This is a genomic window from Streptomyces sp. Root1304, from assembly GCF_001426405.1.
Lineage (GTDB): Bacteria > Actinomycetota > Actinomycetes > Streptomycetales > Streptomycetaceae > Streptomyces.
Map to the genome: position 1 here is coordinate 575,365 of NZ_LMEP01000012.1, position 16,728 is coordinate 592,092.

The window sequence follows — 16,728 nt, forward strand, 5'->3', positions numbered from 1 at the left end:
CGCACGCGGGGCGATTCAGGTGTTGCTGGTGCCCCAGTCGTCGTCCTCGAACTTCCCGTTCGACCGTCCGTGGCCGCACAGGGCCTGGAACCGGTCGGTCACGGAGGACGGCAGCCGGTCGCCGACCTTGTCGCCCACGACGTGCGCGGCCTTGCCCGCGGCCTGCCGCCCGGTCTGGGCGGCCGACTCGGCGGCGTTCCGCACGGCCGGGTTCTGCGCGAAGTCCTTGGCGGACTTCTTCATCTGCTCGTAGCGCTCGCGTCCCGCGCGCGTGCCGACCACGTAACCGAGGGCGAGTCCTACGACGAACGTCAGCTTGTATCGCATGGCCACCACCTTCCCTGGAGAGCTTCCCTGATGCATCGTGGGTGCCCGGGCGGTGCCGACGGCGATACCGATTGGCGGAGCACCCCCCTGCTTGCGCTAATGTATGTCTCGCAGCGAGCGAGCGCCCTCCCGGTACGACCGGACCGGGTCCGTTCGGTGCAACGCAGCAATCCCCTGTAGCTCAATTGGCAGAGCAGCCGGCTGTTAACCGGCAGGTTACTGGTTCGAGTCCAGTCGGGGGAGCGCGATCCCCTGTAGCTCAATTGGCAGAGCATTCGGCTGTTAACCGGAGGGTTGCTGGTTCGAGTCCAGCCGGGGGAGCGGAACGAAAGAGGACCCTTCGGGGTCCTTTTTCGCGTCTCCGGGAACCATGCGCGGCGCGGCGAGGTCTTCATGGTCAGCAGAGCCGATCTTCCGGAGCAGGAGATCGTATGAGCGGCTATGCTGCGGCAGACGGCGCGCACACATGTACGCGCCTCACCGTTCGGGGCGGTAGCTCAGCCGGTTAGAGCAGCGGACTCATAATCCGTCGGCCGTGGGTTCGAGTCCCACCCGCCCCACCGAAGAAAAACGTTCTGACCTGCGAGAACACCCCTGAAGGGGCGCTTTCGCGTGCGGCGAACGCCTCCCATCGGTGCGGCGAAACGCGCGCCCCTGGCCTGCCTCACCGGGCCCTGACCTTCTTGACCTGGGGTTCTGGGCGGAATGTGGGTGTGAGGTCATGACGATGATCCCACGGCGATCCCACGGCCCCTGCGTGTGACACGCCGCACACTCCCGAATCTTCTGCGCCTCTGCGATGGTCGGATTCGGGAAGAGCGGATGCCAAATCGCTGGTCTCCGGTTGCCGGCGACGATCTGAGGCCACAGGGGCAGCCGGGGACGTGCCCGGTGCGTCCGTTCCCGGCCGCCGATGACGTGGGAGACGCCGAGAGCGTCGGCCGGTCATCGGCACCGACCACGTTGTCGGCGTCGCCGGTCACACGGTCGCGGGCATCGTCTTCGTCGAGGTGAAGCTGTGCGCGAGGTGCGCGGTCGACGTGGCGACGTCGACCGTGTACGCGTCGAACCCGACCGTGGTCGCCGACACCTTCATGATCATGAAGCCGCGCTGGGAGAAGTTCTGCCACCGCGCCGGGTGACTGCCGTGCTGCTGCCCGTCGCCCGCCTTGCCCGCCGCGCCGCAGACGATCTGGCGCGTGCCCCGGCTGCGGGTGTTCGGCTCCAGGATCTGCTGCGTGTGGTCGTGCCCGGAGAGGATCAGGTCGGCGCGGCCGCAGACGACCTCCTCGTACAGCTCCTTGAGGTGGATTCCGCTGGTGTAGTCGCCGGTGGTGAAGCCGTCGAACGATCCCGCGCTGCCGTGGTGACCGTTGTTGATGTACGGATGGTGACCGAGGGCGATCTTCCACGTCGCGCGCGAGGTGGTCAGCCCTTTCTCCAGCCAGGCGCGCTGCTCCCGCATGTACTGGCCGTTCCACCAGTAGTACGGGGCGACCTGGGCCGTCATCGAGGCGACCGGGTTGGTGTCCATCGCGAAGAACTCCACCAGCGGCACGGTCGGGTCCGCCCCGGACGGCAACGTGGCACCGTAATAGCGCCAGGGCATGTACCAGCGGGGCGAGGTGGCGGCGTACGCGACCTCGAAGTCCCCGCGCTCCGGCATTCCGCCGGAGCCGAGGATCAGGCCCGAGCAGTCGTGGTTGCCCAGGACCATCAGCCAGGGCACGTCGATCCCGGCGTTCGGGGTCTCGAACTTGGTCGCGAACTCCGAATCGTCGCTGCTCTCGGGGCCGTTCTCGTAGAGGTTGTCGCCGAGGCCCACGGCCAGACCTACACCCTCCGCGGCGCAGATCTTGCGGGCCGCCGCGGCCACCGCGTACTGCTCCGCGGCGCCGGTGCCGGCGTCCCCGGTGATCAGTACGCGGTACTCGCTGGCGCTGTTCGGCCCGGAGGGGAAGGGGAACTTGGCGGCTCCGGCGGTCGTCGCCCGCTCGGCGGCCTGCGCGCGGCCCGCGGCGGGCGGAAGTACGGCGAGCGCCGCCCCGGCCGCCGCGACACCCAGTACGGCGCGTCGGCTGAATCCGGCGGTGGCTGCGGGGAGTTCGGTCGGCAGCGCGGCGGCACGCGTGACGGACGGATCCAGTTTCGTCCACTGGTCGTCGGTCAGGTCGGGGCGAGGGGGAATGAGGTCCTGATCGCACATGCCGTGATTTCTAAGGGAGTTGAGCCACATGGCGGTGACGGGGCGGTGAATCACGCATGCACATGACACGTGTAACCGATCGCTTCGGAATGAGGCTCGCAGGCGGCGGAGGCATACGAGGTCGTGGCCCCCTCGATGCGCAGCAGGTCGCAGTCCCCGATCGCCCGACGCGGCCGTGCCCGGTCCTGCCGCGCTGCGGATTTCGCGGCACCCGTTCGGCTCCGGGCGAGACCCCCGGCACTCCCGCCCGACCGGCAGGGGGCACGGCTGCGCGGGGCGGCGGCGCCACGTCGCCCGCGTGCGGAGCCGTGCCGTGCCGGGCGGAACCGGATATGCGGAATCTATTCTCCGCTTCTGTTAGCCTCAGATGCGGAACTTAATCTCCGCTTACGTTGCTTTCCGCTGGAGCCCGCACCCATGCCCCGAACAAGCCCCCGCCCCCACTACAACCGGACCTTCGCCGTGCTGCTGCTCGGCGTCGGCGCGTTCTCGCTGCTGCAATCGCTGGTGGTCCCGGTCCTGCCGACCCTCACGGAGCACCTGCACACCACCCAGGACACCGCGACCTGGCTGATGACCGGCTACCTGCTGTCCGCGTCCGTGGCCACCCCGATCCTGGGCCGGATCGGGGACAAGGCAGGCAAGAAGCGGATGCTGATCGTCACGCTCGTCGCCCTCGCCGCCGGATCCGCACTGGCCGGCTTCTCCGACTCCATCGGACCGATGATCGTCGCGCGGGTCATCCAGGGCATGGGCGGCGCCGTGGTGCCGCTGGCCTTCGGCATCATCCGTGACGAGTTCCCCGCCGCGAAGGTCCGCAGCGCCGTCGGCGTCACCGCGGCCCTGACCGCGGTCGGCGCCGGGCTCGGGCTGATCCTGGCCGGGCCGATCGTGGACCACCTGGACTACCACTGGCTGTTCTGGGCCCCGATGATCCTCATCTGTGCCGCCGCCATCGCGACCTACCTGTTCGTCCCCGAGTCGCCCGTGCGCACCCCGGGACCGATCAACTGGGGTGCCGCGCTGCTGCTCTCCATCTGGCTGGTGGCCCTCCTGCTGGGCGTCAGCAAGGGGTCGACCTGGGGCTGGGGCTCGCTGCGGACCGCGGGTCTGTTCGCGACCGCCCTGTTCTTCTTCGGCTACTGGTTCCTGGTCGAGGCGCGCTCGAAGGCTCCGCTGATCGACATGGCCATGATGCGCATCCCGGCCGTGTGGACCGCCAACCTGGTCGCGCTGCTCCTCGGCATCGGGATGTACACCTCGATGACCTTCCTGCCGCAGCTGGTCCAGACGCCCGAGCGCCTAGCCGGCTACGGCTTCAGCGCGAGCGTGACCCAGTCCGGTATCTACATGCTGCCGATGACGGCCGGCATGTTCGTCCTCGGCGTGCTGGCAGGCCCTCTGGCCGCCCGCTTCGGCTCCAAGCGCGTACTGATCACCGGCAGCCTGATCACCATCGCCCCGTTCGCGATGCTGGTCGCCGGCCACGACCAGGCCTGGCAGATCTACACCGCTTCCGCCCTGATCGGCCTCGGCCTCGGCCTCGCCTTCTCCGCCATGTCCGCCATCGTCGTCGAGGCCGTCCCCCCGGCCCAGACCGGGGCCGCCAGCGGCATGAACGCCAACATCCGCACCATCGGCGGCGCCATCGGCAGCGCGATGGCGGCCAGTATCCTGTCCTCCGGGGTCACGGCCGCCCACCCGTTCCCCCAGGACTCCGGTTACACCAACACTTTCTGGTTCCTGACCGGCAGCGCCGTGCTCGCCGCCGCCGCGGCCTTCGCCATCCCGGCGGTCAAGCGCGGCCGGAGCGACCAGAGCGTGGGATCGCCCCGGCACGCCATGGCCAGCCGGTGACCGAGCGCAAGGACCCGACCCTCGCATGACCACACCCCACCGGCCCGCACCGAACCAGCCCAGGACCATGCGCCGCGACGCGGCACAGAACCGGGAGCGGCTGCTGCGGGCCGCGTGGGAGGTCTTCGCCGAACTCGGCCCCGACGCGGGCGTCGAGGTGATCGCTGCCCGCGCCGGCGTCGGCATGGGAACCCTCTACCGCCGCTTCCCCACCAAGGAAGACCTGCTCGCCGCACTCAGCGACGAGATCCTCGACTCGATCCTCGCCGCGGTCCGCCGCGCCGCCGCAGAGCCGCCCGTCGCCCGCGGCCTGGAACGGGCCCTGTGGGACACCGGCACGGTGCTGGCCGCCCACCACGGCTGGCTCACCCGCCTGTGGGCGGCCATCCCGCCCGAGGCCGACGAACGCCGCGCCGAACTCCTCTCCCTCCTCGACGGACTCCTCATCCGCGCCCAGGACGCCGGCGAGGTCCGCGAAGAGATCACCCTCAGCGACGTGTACGCCAGCCTTCTCGCGCTGCGCGTCCTGATCGACGACACCGAAGGCCGCACCCCCGACGTCTGGCGCCGCCATCTCGCCATCGTCCTCGCCGGCTTCCGCCCGGCCACCGAACCCCTGGCCCACCCCGCGACCGACGACACCCTGATCCGCGCCAACACGCCCAAGCCCCTCGCGGAGTGATGCGGCACCACACCAGGTGATCTCGACGCGTCGCGAAGGTGAAGCCCCCCACCCGACCAGCATGCGCCGCTGGCGCTGGTCGGGTGGGGGGAGTGGAGGTTTCTGTCAGCCGATGCGCGGGATCTGCTGGGTGACGCAGTGCAGTTGGCCGCCGTTCCAGGCGAGGGTGCGGGCCGATACGCCCACCACCTCGCGGTCGGGGTACAGACTGCCGATGAGGCTCAGCGCCGTGCTGTCCTCGGGCACCCCGGCGAGCGGGACGATCACTCCGCCGTTGACGGGGTAGTAGTTGGTGTAGCTGAAGATGACGACGTCCCGGCCCGACTCGAACCATCGGGGCTGGGCATGGATCTCGGTGAGTTCGAATCTGCGGCCCCGGGCGTCCGTGCTTGCCTGGAGCACCGCTTTGTTGGCTGCCATGCGCTGCTCGTTCGGGCTGCCGGTGCCGGGCTGGGTGAGGATCAGCAGTTTGGCCGGTCCGATGTACGAGGCGCACAGGTCGACGTGTCCGTCGGTGTCGTAGTCCCCGTCGAGGCCGTAGGGGAGCCAGATCACCTTCTGTGCTCCGTACGTGTCGAGCAGGGTGCTCTCGATCTGGGCCTTGCTCATGGTGGGGTTGCGGTTGGGGTTGAGCAGGCATTCCTCGGTGACGATGAGGGTGCCTTGCCCGTCCTGGATGACCGAGCCGCCTTCCAGCACCATGTCGATCGGCTTGCGGGGGACTCCCAGATAGTCGCAGGCACCGGTGGGCAGGTGGTCGTCGTTGCCGTAGGCGTACTTGTTGCCCCACCCGTTGAAGACGAAGTCGAGCCCGATCATCGCGGTGCGTGAGGTGTTGACGGTGAAGACCGGGCCGTTGTCCCGGGTCCAGCAGTCCCAGACGTCGTACTCGGTGACCTCGACGGTCGGCCCGCAGTGTGCCCGGGCGTCGTCGGCCGTGCCGGGGTGGGCGACCATGATGACGCGTTCGAACCGGGCGATTGCCCTGGCGAGTCCGGCTATCTCGGCCTGGGCCTCGAGCATGTGCCCGCTCCAGCCGGCGCCGCCGGTCTCGTGCGGCCAGGCCATGAGGGTGCCGGCGTGCGGTTCGAACTCGCCGGGTACCGCGTAGCGTTGCGCGGCGGGCGCCGCGCCGGTCGCGGCGGCCGCGCGGCCGCCGAGCGCGACGGCCGATGCGGCCATCAGGGCGGCGGCGCCGAAGCCGCGCCTGGACATCGATGATGTGGGCATCTGATCGATCCTCTTCCGAAGTGTGGACATGACGCGCGTGCTCCGTGGCCGTTACAGGTCGGATCGGGCCGCGGCAAGTTGGGTCGCGTACAGCCGCTTGAACAACACCGCGTACAGACCCGCGCCGATGACGGGACCGACGAGTGCGGACAGGTCCGCTCCCCCGAGTGCGACGGCGAGGGGTCCCTGGAAGTCCGTGGAGTTGATGAACAGCAGCGCGGTGGTGGTGCCGAGGATCTGCGCGGTGATGCCGGCCATGTTGACGCCCCCGTGGTACCAGTAGGCACTGGTGGGGGTCTCGTTGTGCAGTCCGGGGCCGCTGTAGCGGTTGCGGCGCAGGATGAGGTCCGTGACGCTGATGGCCAGGCCGGGGCCGAGTATGGCGACGGTGATCTCGAGGATCTGGCCGAGGGCGTCGATGAAGTCGGTGACGAACAGGGCGTACGCGGCGATGGCGACGCTGGCGACGCCGTCGAGCAGGACGGCGGCCCACTGCTTGATCGGCAGGCCGACGGCCTGCAGGGCCAGGCCGGAGCTGTACATGGTGAGGATGTTGCCGGCGATCGAGCCGATGACGATGGCCAGCAGGAAGAGCGGGTAGAACCAGCCCGGCACGATCTCGCTCAGGGAGACCTGGGGGTCGGTCATGTCGACGGCGGTGCCGGCGAGGACGCCGACCGCGCCGAGCAGGACCGAGGGGATGAAGCCGCCGAGTGCCGTCCATCCGGCCACCGCGCGAGGTGAGGAGTCGGCGGGCAGGTAGCGGGAGTAGTCGGATCCGGTGCCCCAGGACAGCGGGTTGGAGGCGATGATGGTGAAGCCGAGCAGCGCCATCGCGAGCAGGCCGTCGCCCTGCGGGGCGTCGACGGGCTGCTTTCCGGGCTCGGCGTCGGCGACGACGAATCCGGCGAGCACGGTCAGGGTGATGGTCAGCATCCAGGTGAATGCCGGGCTCAGGCGCAGGATGAGGGCGTGACCGAAGACGCTGACGACGATGGTGAGGATCGCCAGGACCAGGACGACGGCCCAGCGGGTCGCGGTGGTGACGGTGACGCCTAGCTGGTCGAGGAGCGCGAAGCTGGCGAGTGCGCCCATGGCGAGGTTGATGGCCCCGTACGCCACGCACACCGACCAGTTCGTGAGCACCGTCGATACGCGGTTTCCGCGGATGCCGAAGATGGCGCGGGTCTGAACGCTGGAGGGGGTGCCGGCGACCGGGCCGCTGACGGCGAGGATGCCGTTGAACACCCAGAACAGGTTGCCCAGGACGACGACGAGCAGTGCTTGCCAGGTGTTGAGCCCGAGGAGGACCAGGGTGCCGCCCAGGACGACGGACAGGTAGTTCACGTTGGCTGCGGCCCAGACGAAGAGCAGGTCGCGGGGGCGGCCGTGGCGCTCGTCGTCGGGGATGTGGTCGATGCCGCGGGTCTCGATGTGCACCGCGTCGGGAGAGGTGGGGGGCGGCGCCTGGTCGGTCGCGGTTCTGGTGGGTTCAGCGGGGGTCACGGGGTTCTCCGGTTCATACGGGTCGAACGGGCCGAGAAGCGTCGCGGTCCAGGAGGGCGTTGCGGTGCTGGTGGTGCGGTCGGGCCGTACCCGGGGGCCGGCATGGATATGGATGCGGGAGCTGGAGGGCGGTCGCTGTCGCGGTGCGACGTCCGCCGCCGCCGCGACGGCGCGAGGCCATGCCGGACAGGACTGCGAGGGTGAAGCGGCCGCCCAGGAAGCGATGTGGTCGCCGCGCGGCGTGATCGGGACCGCGCCGGACGCCGCGATCGTCGCGACGGGTCTTCGATCGTCTCGACATCACCCGCGGACATCTCGACGTCACCCGTGTCCCGTGCACGCCGCCGGGCTGAGCGTCACGCCATGGTGATTCATGAGTGTTGCCCTCCCGGCGTTCCCTGATGTTAAAGTCAGTGGCAGGTGGCTGACTTTAAGGTCAGCTAGAGACCGAGGACAAGACCTGTGACAGGATCGATGCCGTGACCGAGCAGGAAACCAGGACCGACGACGTGGCACCGGACTCCGTCGGCGGCGCGCGGGAGGGCATCCTGCAGGCCGCCGTCGAGCTGATCGCCCGGGACGGCTTCGACGGCGTCCGCATCGCCGACATCGCCGCCCGCGCCGGTGTTTCCAGCGCGCTGGTGCATTACCACTTCACCGGCCGCGACCGGCTGCTGACCGGCGCGCTCGCGTACTCCCTCACCCGAGCCGAAGCCCGCCTCCCGGGCCGCACCCGACACGCCGACCGCGACACCCCGCCGCAGCGGCTGGCCGACCTCATCGACTTCGGACTCCCGCTCACCCATGACGACGTCCTCGAATGCCGTCTGTGGGCCGAGCTGGAGATCCGCTCCTCCGGATCACCCGAACTCGCGGCCACACTCACGGAGTTCCGCGCACGCATGCTGCGCCCGCTCGTCGCTGTGGTCGAGGACGGGCTGCGCTCGGGAGACTTCCGCGACTGCGACCCCACTGACGTGGCCACCGTCGCCCTCGCACTGCTCGACGGCCTCACCACCCGGCTGATCACCGAGACGGCCACATCCACGCTCGGCCTGGCCGACGCCCGCCGCCTCGCCGCCGGACAGCTCACTCTCGCCGTCCACTACGACGGCGACCTGCCCTTCCGCCCCCTGCCCGACCCCGGCCTCCCGTCCGTCGATCTGACACCACAGCGCGCCACCCCCCGCCGCCGCCGCGCACCGCGCGCCCCGGCCCGCCCCTGAACGGCGCCTGACTCGGCGGGGCGCTCGCCTTGCCCGCGCTCCGACGTGATCGGTTGGATCCACGACGAGACCGGTCACACCGGGAGGGCCGACGGGGCGAACCCGCCGTCGAACCTGCCCTGGCCCCGGCCGCCGATGGGGCGTGCGTCGGAGCCCAGTCGTCGCCCTGGTGATCGACGGCGGCCTCGATCGTAGTGAGTCGCCCCGAGGCATCACGCGCGCTGTCGCGCCGCCGGGAACCCCGAATACATGCGGCGCACCTCCTTCTACGTCAACGGCGTTGATGTTTCTTCGCGACGCCCTCTTGCCTTGACCGGCGCACCAACCGGAGGTTCCATGCGACTCACCCCGACCGAGCGCGACCGGCTGCTGATCTTCACAGCAGCCGAGCTCGCGCGTGCCCGCCGCGCCCGCGGCCTGCGGCTCAACGTCCCCGAAGCCCACGCGCTGATCGCCGACACCGTCTGCGAGGCGGCCCGCGACGGCAGGCGCCTCGTCGAGGCCATCGACCTCGCACGCAGCGTGCTCGGCCCCCACGACGTGTTGCCCGGGGTCGTCGACATCGTCGGCGACATCCAGGTCGAGGCGGTCTTCGACGACGCCACCCGGCTCGCCGTCGTCACCGACCCGTTCCGGTCAGCCGAAGAAGCGGGTACGCCGCCCACGCCGATCGACCGGGCCTGCCACACCGGCGGTTCGCGTACCGGCGGCTTCGCCACAGCCCTGCCCGACGGGGCCGGGCCCGGCTCGCTGGGTGACGAGGCGCCTGGCACGGTGCTGTTCGGGGAGGCCCCGAACGATCCGTTCGCCGGCGCCGACGTGGTGAGCGTCGAGGTGCGCAACACCGCGGAGGTGCCGGTCAGCGTCACGTCGCACTTCCACTTCTTCGAAGCCAACCCCCGGCTGCTGTTCGACCGTTCGGCCGCCTACGGGCGTCGCGCCGCGATCCCGGCCGGCGCCACGGTGCGCTTCGACGCGGGCGCGACGGTCTCGGTCGGCCTGGTCCCGATCGGCGGGACGCGCATCGCGATCGGTTTCGCCGGACTGGTCGACGGGCCGTTGGACGCGCCCGGCACGAAGAGCGAGGCACTGCGCCGCGCGCACGCCTGCGGCTACCTCGACACCGGCACCGACGTGCCGGCAGAGCCCCGGATCTACAAGGAAGGTGCGGTCTGATGACTGCCGCGACCGGGGGATTCCTCGATCCCCGCGACTACGCCTCGACGTACGGCCCGCGCGCCGGCGACCGGATCCGGCTCGGCGACTCCGGGCTGATCATCGAGATCGAGTCGGACGCGCAACAGCACGGCGAGGAGTTCCTGGCCGGGTTCGGCAAGACCGCACGCGACGGGCTGCACTTGAAGGCGGAGACCGTCCGCGAGACGTGCGACGTCGTGATCAGCAACGTCGTCGTCATCGACGCCGTGCAGGGCATCCGCAAGGTGTCCATCGGCATCCGCGAAGGCCGCATCGCCTCGATCGGCAGGGCCGGAAACCCCGACACGCTCGACGGCGTGGACGTGGTGGTCGGCACCGGCACGACGATCGTCTCCGGCGAGGGCCTGATCGCCACGGCGGGCGCCATCGACACGCATGTCCACCTGATGAGCCCGCGGATCATGGAGGCGTCGCTCGCCGCGGGCGTGACGACGATCGTCGGGCAGGAGTTCGGGCCCGTGTGGGGCGTCGGCGTCAACTCGCCATGGGCGCTGCGGCACGCCTTCTCCGCGTTCGACGCGTGGCCGGTCAACATCGCCTTCCTGGCCCGCGGTTCATCCTCCGACCGCGGCCCGCTCGACGAGGCGCTCATCGAGGGCGGCGCGTCCGGCTTCAAGGTCCACGAGGACATGGGCGCACACGCGAGGGCACTGGACACCGCGCTCCGCGTCGCCGAGGACCACGACGTGCAAGTGGCCCTGCACACCGACGGGTTGAACGAATGCCTGTCGGTCGAGGACACCCTCGCGGTGCTCGAAGGCCGCACCATCCACGCGTACCACATCGAGGGCTGCGGTGGCGGGCACGTACCCAACGTCATGCGCATGGCCGGGGTCGCGAACGTCATCGGCTCGTCGACGAACCCGACGCTGCCGTTCGGACGCGACGCGCTCGCCGAGCACTTCGGCATGATCGTGTCCGCGCACGACCTCAAGCCGGACCTGCCCGGCGACGCCGCGATGGCGCGTGACCGCATCCGGGCCGGGACGATGGGCGCCGAGGATGTACTGCACGACCTCGGCGTCATCCCCATCACGTCGTCCGACGCCCAGGGCATGGGCCGCGCGGGCGAGACCGTCCGCCGTACGTTCGCCATGGCAGGCAAGATGAAGGCCGAACTCGGGCCCCTGGCAGGCGACCCCGCCGACGGACGGCACGACAACGCCCGAGTGCTGCGCTACATCGCCAAGCTCACCATCAACCCGGCGATCGCGCACGGACTCTCGCACGAGGTCGGGTCGATCGAGCCCGGCAAGATGGCCGACCTCGTGCTGTGGCGGCCGGACCACTTCGGAGCCAAGCCGGAGCTCGTCCTCAAGGCCGGGTTCCCCGCGTACGGCGTCGTCGGCGACCCCAACGCCTCCACCGACACATGTGAACCACTGGTACTCGGACCGCAGTTCGGCGCACACGGCGGAGCCCCGGCGGAACTGTCGGTCGCGTTCACCAGCCAGGCAGCCGCCGAGACCGGCGGCGACCTGATGCCCACCAAGCGGCGCCGCGTCGGAGTACGCGGCACGCGCGGGATCGGGCCCGCGGCGATGCACTTCAACAACCGCACCGCCGAGGTCCGGGTCGCCGCCGACACCGGGCTGGTCACCCTCGACGGCGACCCGGTCATGTCGGAGCCGGCCGACTCGGTCTCCCTCAACCGCCTGTACTTCCTCTGACCCACGACCCCCGCCCTCACCGAGCACCGGACAAGGAACTCCCGACATGACGAACACCCCGGCCGCAGACGGCTTCTCGATGCCCGCCGAATGGGTCGAGCACGAACGGACCTGGATGGCGTGGCCCACGTCCAACGCGACGTTCGAGGGCGCCAACCACGACCTGCACCACGCCCGCGTCGCCTGGGGCAAGGTCGCCGAGACCATAGCCCACTACGAACCGGTCACCATGGTCGTCAACGTCGGCGAGGCCGACACCATCGCGCCATACGTCGACACGCCGCTCACCGTCGTCGAACGCCCGCTCGACGACGCATGGATCCGCGACAGCGGCCCGACCTTCCTCACCGACGGCGCGGGCAACCTGGCCGCCGCGGACTGGATCTTCAACGGCTGGGGCGCCCAGGACTGGGCCACCTGGGAGCGTGACCAGCACACCGCCGAGCAGGTCATCGAACTGTCCGGCGCCAAGCGCTACGCGTCGCGCATGGTCAACGAGGGCGGCGGCATCCACGTCGACGGCGAGGGCACCGTCATGATCACCGAGACCGTGCAGCTCGACAAGGGACGCAACCCCGACTGGACCAAGGATGACGTAGAGGCCGAACTGCGCGCGTACCTCGGAATCGAGAAGGTCATCTGGCTGCCGCGCGGCCTCACCCGCGACTACGACGTCAACGGGACCCGCGGACACGTCGACATCATCGCCTCCTTCGCCCGCCCCGGCGTGGTCCTGTGCCACACCCAGCCCGACCCGGCGCACCCGGACCACGAGGTCGGCAAGGAGAACCTCAAACTGCTGCGCTCCGCCACCGACGCGCGTGGGCGTGCCCTCGAGGTCGTCGAGATCCCCGCGCCGACCGTACTGGAGGACGACGGCCACGGCTGGGTCGACTACAGCTACATCAACCACTACGTCGCCAACGGCGCGGTCGTGCTGTGCGGCTTCGACGACCCGCGCGACGAGGAGAACGCCGCGACCTTCGCGAAGCTCTTCCCCGGCCGCAAGATCGAACTCGTCGACGCCCGCGAGATCTTCGCGAACGGCGGCGGCATCCACTGCATCACGCAGCAGCAGCCGCGCGTCTGACGGCACGCGCGCGAGTGTCGAACTTCCCCCCATCTCCCGCGGGAGCTTCCACTCGTGCGAAGCGTGATCGCGGGGAGCACCCGCGATCCACTGCTCGGCAAAGCAGCGTTCGCGGTGTGCTCGGCCTGCCCATCACACCGCGAGCGCGGCCCCCGCTCCGGGGCTGGCCGGCGAGGGCGATTCGATGTCGGCGGCCGCCCGCAGGACCGGCCCGCCTGTCCGACCGGACAGCGGAGGTCTTCATGCCGCCCACCCGCCGGCCGGGAGCCGCAGCCCCGTACGGGCCTGAGGCGGGGGCTGTGACTGTACGGCCTCCGGCCCGGTCGCGCCGCAGCCGGCGGCGGGTATGAGGACGTCCTCACCATCGACGTGTTGGACGCCCGAGCCCACAGACTCGGCACTACGCGCCGTAACTGCACGCAGGGTGTGAACGTAGGCCAGGGCGTGGGGAGCCCATGGCAACCTGCGCAGTGATGAGGGGATGCTGATGGGTAGAGGTTTCCCCAAGCTTCTCGGGTGCGACAGGGCGCCGGGACGCAGAGGAAGCGGTGCAGCGAACGCTGCACGGTCCCTCGATCGAGCAGGATCGAGGGGGATGCAGCCGGATGGAAACGGATAGATATGTCCGGCTCTTTTGCATCGTCGCAGGTGAGACGCGTCACTGAAATGGGTTCGAGTCCCACCCGCCCCACCATAGAAAAACGTTCTGACCTGCGGAAGCGCCCTCGGAAGGGCCTTCACGGACAGTGCTTCTCCGGTCTGCCATGCCACATGCACAGCGCTTTGACCTGGGGCTTCGGGCGGAACGTGAGGGTGGAGACGCCATGATGGTCCCACGGTGACCCTGCGACCCCTGGGTGTGACACGCCGCACACGGTGCCGAATTCCTCGGTTCGCCGACAGCCCTCCGCCCGCCGCCGCTCGCGAGACCCACCCCATCGGGATGTGCCGGTGATCACAGCGCGGACCCGTGATGATCCGGGGCCCGGTTCCGCTGAGCCGGACGTCGGCGGCTGACCGCCGGCGAAGGCCCGGAAGGACTGGAAGTGGGCAGCGTGAAGTTCGACGTACGTCGTATCGGTGCGGGTCTCGCGACTGCCGGCCTGACGGTGGTCGCCTCGACCGCCTGCGGGACGAGCGGACCCCCCGTCGTCACTCCGAAGGCCGTGCGCCATTCCGAGCTGGTCGGCCGATGGGACGGGACGGGGGAGTGCGGATCGCCGGTCATCCGGCTGCGTGACGACTACACCTTTTCCGCCAGGGACGTTCCGGTCGCTTGGGACGGCCCCGGTCCGGACTCGGAGGTGACGCGCGGTTCGGGCGACGGGGAATGGCACGGGGTCAACAAGGACCCCGGCCTGACTCCCTACCTGGTGCTCAGTTTCGGGGATCGGAACGACATCCAGACGCTCCCGTTCGTCCTGAAGCAGGGAGAGCTGTGGATGAGTGGGGACATCGCGGCGGACGGAGGGGATCCCTACATCCTCGACTGCGCCTATCGACGCACCTCCGCCGACCCCGGCTTCGGCCGGTAGCGGCTCCGCCGCTGTCACAGGGGAAGGCCGGCCGTCGGAACGGACGCATCGGTGTGCTCGTCCGTCCCGGCGGCCGGGTCGCGTCAGTACGTCAGGATGCCCGGGTCCGAGACGTCCGGGGTGCCCGTCTCGATGTGGCCCGCGAGGCGGCGGAGGTAGTCCGTGGACGTGGACGAGGTGATCGTCACGTCGTACCAGCGGTGGCCCGCGGTCGGGGCGACGGTGTGGGTGGCCGTGGCGCCCTTCGCGACGGTGAGGGTCTGGGTGGTGCCGTAGGCGTTGGCGACCGTGAGGGTCGCCGCGGCCGCCGTCGGGTTGGTGAACGTCAGGTCCAGGCTGCCCGTGCCCGCGTTGTGCCGGGCGGTCACCTCCGGGGCGGCCGTCTTGCCGGGGGAGCGGAAGCGGCGGAGGAAGCCGTTCGGGCCGTGGACGGTGAGGTCGGTGAGGCCCTTGGAGTACTTCGTGTTCCAGGTGTCGGCGATCGACTTGTTCGCCTCGGCGGTGTAGGTCCACGGGACGTCGGTGCGGTTGGCCGAGGTCACGTAGAACTGGGCGCCGGCCACCGGGCCGCCGCTGAACGTGAGGCGGTAGGTGCCCGCCGCCACGTCCGCCGTGCCGTCCACGTACGGGGCGTACCTCAGCGGGCGGGTGGGCTTGGAGCCCGGCTCCTGGCGGGGCATCGTCCCGACGGCCGGGGCGGTGGCCGGGAAGTCGGGGTGGCGGTTCCGGTCCGGCGGGTAGTAGCCGGCCGTCGGCGGCAGCGGGGCCGCCGAGGTGTCCGCGCGCGTGAAGTCGAAGGCGGAGGTCAGGTCGCCGCAGACCGCACGCCGCCAGGGCGAGATCTGCGGCTCGCGGACGCCGAAGCGGCTCTCCATGAAGCGGATGACCGAGGTGTGGTCGAAGGTCTCCGAGCAGGTGTAGCCGCCCTTGGACCAGGGCGAGACGACGATCATCGGGACGCGCGGCCCCAGGCCGTAGGGGCCGGCCGCGTAGCCGACCTTGCCGGGGAACCAGTCCAGGGTCGTGGCGGTCGTGGACTTGCCCCATGAGGCGTCGCCCGGGACGAACGGCGGGACGACGTGGTCGAAGAAGCCGTCGTTCTCGTCGTACGTGATGAACAGCGCCGTCTTCGCCCACACGTCCGGGTTCGAGGTCAGCGCGTCGAGGGCCTGCGCGATGTACCAGGCGCCGTAGTTGGAGGGCCAGTTGGCGTGCTCCGAGAAGGCCTCCGGGGCGGCTATCCAGGAGATCTTCGGCAGTGTGCCGCCCTGGACGTCGGCGCGGAGCTTGTCGAAGAGGCCCTCGCCCGCCTTCGCGTTCGTCCCCGTGCGCGCCTTGTCGTACAGCGGGTTGCCGGGCTGGGCGTTGCGGTAGTTGTTGAAGTAGAGCAGCGAGTTGTCGCCGTAGTTGCCGCGGAAGGCGTCGTTGATCCAGCCCCAGGAACCGGACGCGTTCAGGCCGTCGCCGATGTCCTGGTAGATCTTCCAGGAGACGCCCGCCGCCTCCAGGCGCTCGGGGTACGTGGTCCAGCCGTAGCCCGCCTCGGCGTTGTTGAGGACGGGGCCGCCGCCCGTGCCGTCGTTGCCGACGTAGCCGGTCCACATGTAGTAGCGGTTGGGGTCGGTCGCGCCGATGAACGAGCAGTGGTACGCGTCGCAGACGGTGAAGGCGTCGGCGAGCGCGTAGTGGAAGGGGATGTCCTCGCGGGTGAGGTGCGCCATGGTGGCCTTGGTCTTGGCCGGGATCCAGTTGTTGTACTTGGCCTTGTTGAAGGCGCTCTGGCCGCCCTGCCAGTCGTGGTTCAGGCCCTGGAGGTACTCCATGCCCAGCTTGTCGCTGGTCGGCCGGAAGGGGAGCGTGACGTTCCCGAAGTTGTCCTCCTGGTTCCAGACCGACTTTCCGCTGGGCAGGGTGACCGGGCGGGGGTCGCCGAAGCCGCGTACGCCCTTCATCGCCCCGAAGTAGTGGTCGAAGGAACGGTTCTCCTGCATCAGGACGACGATGTGCTCGATGTCCTGGATCGTGCCGGTGGAGCCTTGCGCCGGGATCGCGGCGGCGCGGGCGATGCTCTCCGAGAGCATCGTGAACGCGGCGGTGCCGCCCGCCAGTTGAAGGAAACGGCGACGGTCGAGATCGGCCATGGGGGGAGTTCCTCCGGTGTGAGTGCGAGCGCGGGGGCGC

Annotated in this window: 12 protein-coding genes and 3 tRNA genes; 10 read left to right on the top strand and 5 right to left on the bottom strand. The window is 70.1% G+C overall.

Annotated elements, in window-relative coordinates; all coding sequences use genetic code 11:
• Positions 1 to 15 precede the first annotated feature (15 nt).
• Positions 16 to 327, bottom strand: coding sequence for a hypothetical protein (locus tag ASD33_RS15465; RefSeq protein WP_056559272.1), 312 nt, complete (start codon positions 325 to 327; stop codon positions 16 to 18).
• A gap of 170 nt (positions 328 to 497) precedes the next feature.
• On the opposite strand from ASD33_RS15465, the gene ASD33_RS15470 reads away from it, so the two are divergent.
• The 3 genes from ASD33_RS15470 to ASD33_RS15480 all read left to right on the top strand — a co-directional run bounded on the left by ASD33_RS15470 (position 498) and on the right by ASD33_RS15480 (position 887).
• Positions 498 to 570 (top strand) — tRNA-Asn (locus ASD33_RS15470).
• A gap of 5 nt (positions 571 to 575) precedes the next feature.
• Positions 576 to 648: transfer RNA gene (locus tag ASD33_RS15475), tRNA-Asn, on the top strand.
• A gap of 165 nt (positions 649 to 813) precedes the next feature.
• A tRNA-Ile gene (locus ASD33_RS15480) sits at positions 814 to 887 on the top strand.
• A 419-nt stretch (positions 888 to 1,306) separates the two neighbouring features.
• Here ASD33_RS15480 and ASD33_RS15485 read toward each other — a convergent pair.
• The gene (locus ASD33_RS15485) at positions 1,307 to 2,533 is read right to left on the bottom strand and encodes a metallophosphoesterase (RefSeq protein ID WP_056559274.1); all 1,227 of its coding nucleotides are present in this window, start codon (positions 2,531 to 2,533) and stop codon (positions 1,307 to 1,309) included.
• A gap of 417 nt (positions 2,534 to 2,950) precedes the next feature.
• Here ASD33_RS15485 and ASD33_RS15490 point away from each other — a divergent pair, with 417 nt between their 5' ends.
• Together ASD33_RS15490 and ASD33_RS15495 are read left to right on the top strand one after the other, a co-directional pair.
• A complete protein-coding gene (locus ASD33_RS15490) occupies positions 2,951 to 4,390 on the top strand; it encodes an MFS transporter (protein WP_056559277.1) in 1,440 nt (479 codons plus the stop codon).
• Positions 4,391 to 4,415: 25 nt separating this feature from the next.
• On the top strand, positions 4,416 to 5,072 hold the full coding sequence (locus ASD33_RS15495; RefSeq protein ID WP_056559280.1) for a TetR/AcrR family transcriptional regulator: 657 nt from the start codon (positions 4,416 to 4,418) through the stop codon (positions 5,070 to 5,072).
• 105 nt (positions 5,073 to 5,177) lie between these two features.
• Here the strand turns inward: ASD33_RS15495 and ASD33_RS15500 are convergent, their stop codons facing one another.
• Positions 5,178 to 6,302, bottom strand: coding sequence for an agmatine deiminase family protein (locus tag ASD33_RS15500; RefSeq protein WP_079044788.1), 1,125 nt, complete (start codon positions 6,300 to 6,302; stop codon positions 5,178 to 5,180).
• Positions 6,303 to 6,353: 51 nt separating this feature from the next.
• Positions 6,354 to 7,808 carry a cytosine permease gene (locus ASD33_RS15505; RefSeq protein WP_056559283.1) on the bottom strand — a complete coding sequence of 485 codons (1,455 nt, stop codon included), beginning with the start codon at positions 7,806 to 7,808 and terminating at the stop codon, positions 6,354 to 6,356.
• 479 nt (positions 7,809 to 8,287) lie between these two features.
• Here ASD33_RS15505 and ASD33_RS15510 point away from each other — a divergent pair, with 479 nt between their 5' ends.
• From ASD33_RS15510 to ASD33_RS15530, 5 genes are all read left to right on the top strand, one after another.
• Positions 8,288 to 9,034: a TetR family transcriptional regulator C-terminal domain-containing protein gene (locus ASD33_RS15510; RefSeq protein WP_056559287.1), complete on the top strand. Its 747-nt coding sequence runs from the start codon at positions 8,288 to 8,290 to the stop codon at positions 9,032 to 9,034.
• 336 nt (positions 9,035 to 9,370) lie between these two features.
• On the top strand, positions 9,371 to 10,210 hold the full coding sequence (ureA, locus tag ASD33_RS15515) for an urease subunit gamma (protein ID WP_056559290.1): 840 nt from the start codon (positions 9,371 to 9,373) through the stop codon (positions 10,208 to 10,210).
• Complete coding sequence (locus ASD33_RS15520) at positions 10,210 to 11,922, top strand: urease subunit alpha (protein ID WP_056559294.1); 1,713 nt, start codon at positions 10,210 to 10,212, stop codon at positions 11,920 to 11,922. Before ureA ends, ASD33_RS15520 begins: the two co-directional genes overlap by 1 nt.
• A gap of 46 nt (positions 11,923 to 11,968) precedes the next feature.
• Positions 11,969 to 13,012, top strand: coding sequence for an agmatine deiminase family protein (locus ASD33_RS15525; protein WP_056559297.1), 1,044 nt, complete (start codon positions 11,969 to 11,971; stop codon positions 13,010 to 13,012).
• Positions 13,013 to 14,058: 1,046 nt separating this feature from the next.
• A complete protein-coding gene (locus ASD33_RS15530) occupies positions 14,059 to 14,547 on the top strand; it encodes a hypothetical protein (protein ID WP_056559300.1) in 489 nt (162 codons plus the stop codon).
• A gap of 83 nt (positions 14,548 to 14,630) precedes the next feature.
• Here the strand turns inward: ASD33_RS15530 and ASD33_RS15535 are convergent, their stop codons facing one another.
• Positions 14,631 to 16,688 (bottom strand): phospholipase C, phosphocholine-specific, encoded by a 2,058-nt coding sequence (locus ASD33_RS15535; protein WP_056559303.1) that lies wholly within the window; start codon positions 16,686 to 16,688, stop codon positions 14,631 to 14,633.
• Positions 16,689 to 16,728 lie beyond the last annotated feature (40 nt).

What these genes read in the sequence shown, in the direction of transcription:
- ASD33_RS15465 (WP_056559272.1), bottom strand. Translation starts at nt 327, where the DNA reads ATGCGATACAAGCTGACGTTCGTCGTAGGACTCGCCCTCGGTTACGTG.
- ASD33_RS15485 (WP_056559274.1), bottom strand. Translation starts at nt 2,533, where the DNA reads ATGTGCGATCAGGACCTCATTCCCCCTCGCCCCGACCTGACCGACGAC.
- ASD33_RS15490 (WP_056559277.1), top strand. Translation starts at nt 2,951, where the DNA reads ATGCCCCGAACAAGCCCCCGCCCCCACTACAACCGGACCTTCGCCGTG.
- ASD33_RS15495 (WP_056559280.1), top strand. Translation starts at nt 4,416, where the DNA reads ATGACCACACCCCACCGGCCCGCACCGAACCAGCCCAGGACCATGCGC.
- ASD33_RS15500 (WP_079044788.1), bottom strand. Translation starts at nt 6,302, where the DNA reads ATGCCCACATCATCGATGTCCAGGCGCGGCTTCGGCGCCGCCGCCCTG.
- ureA (WP_056559290.1), top strand. Translation starts at nt 9,371, where the DNA reads ATGCGACTCACCCCGACCGAGCGCGACCGGCTGCTGATCTTCACAGCA.
- ASD33_RS15520 (WP_056559294.1), top strand. Translation starts at nt 10,210, where the DNA reads ATGACTGCCGCGACCGGGGGATTCCTCGATCCCCGCGACTACGCCTCG.
- ASD33_RS15525 (WP_056559297.1), top strand. Translation starts at nt 11,969, where the DNA reads ATGACGAACACCCCGGCCGCAGACGGCTTCTCGATGCCCGCCGAATGG.
- ASD33_RS15535 (WP_056559303.1), bottom strand. Translation starts at nt 16,688, where the DNA reads ATGGCCGATCTCGACCGTCGCCGTTTCCTTCAACTGGCGGGCGGCACC.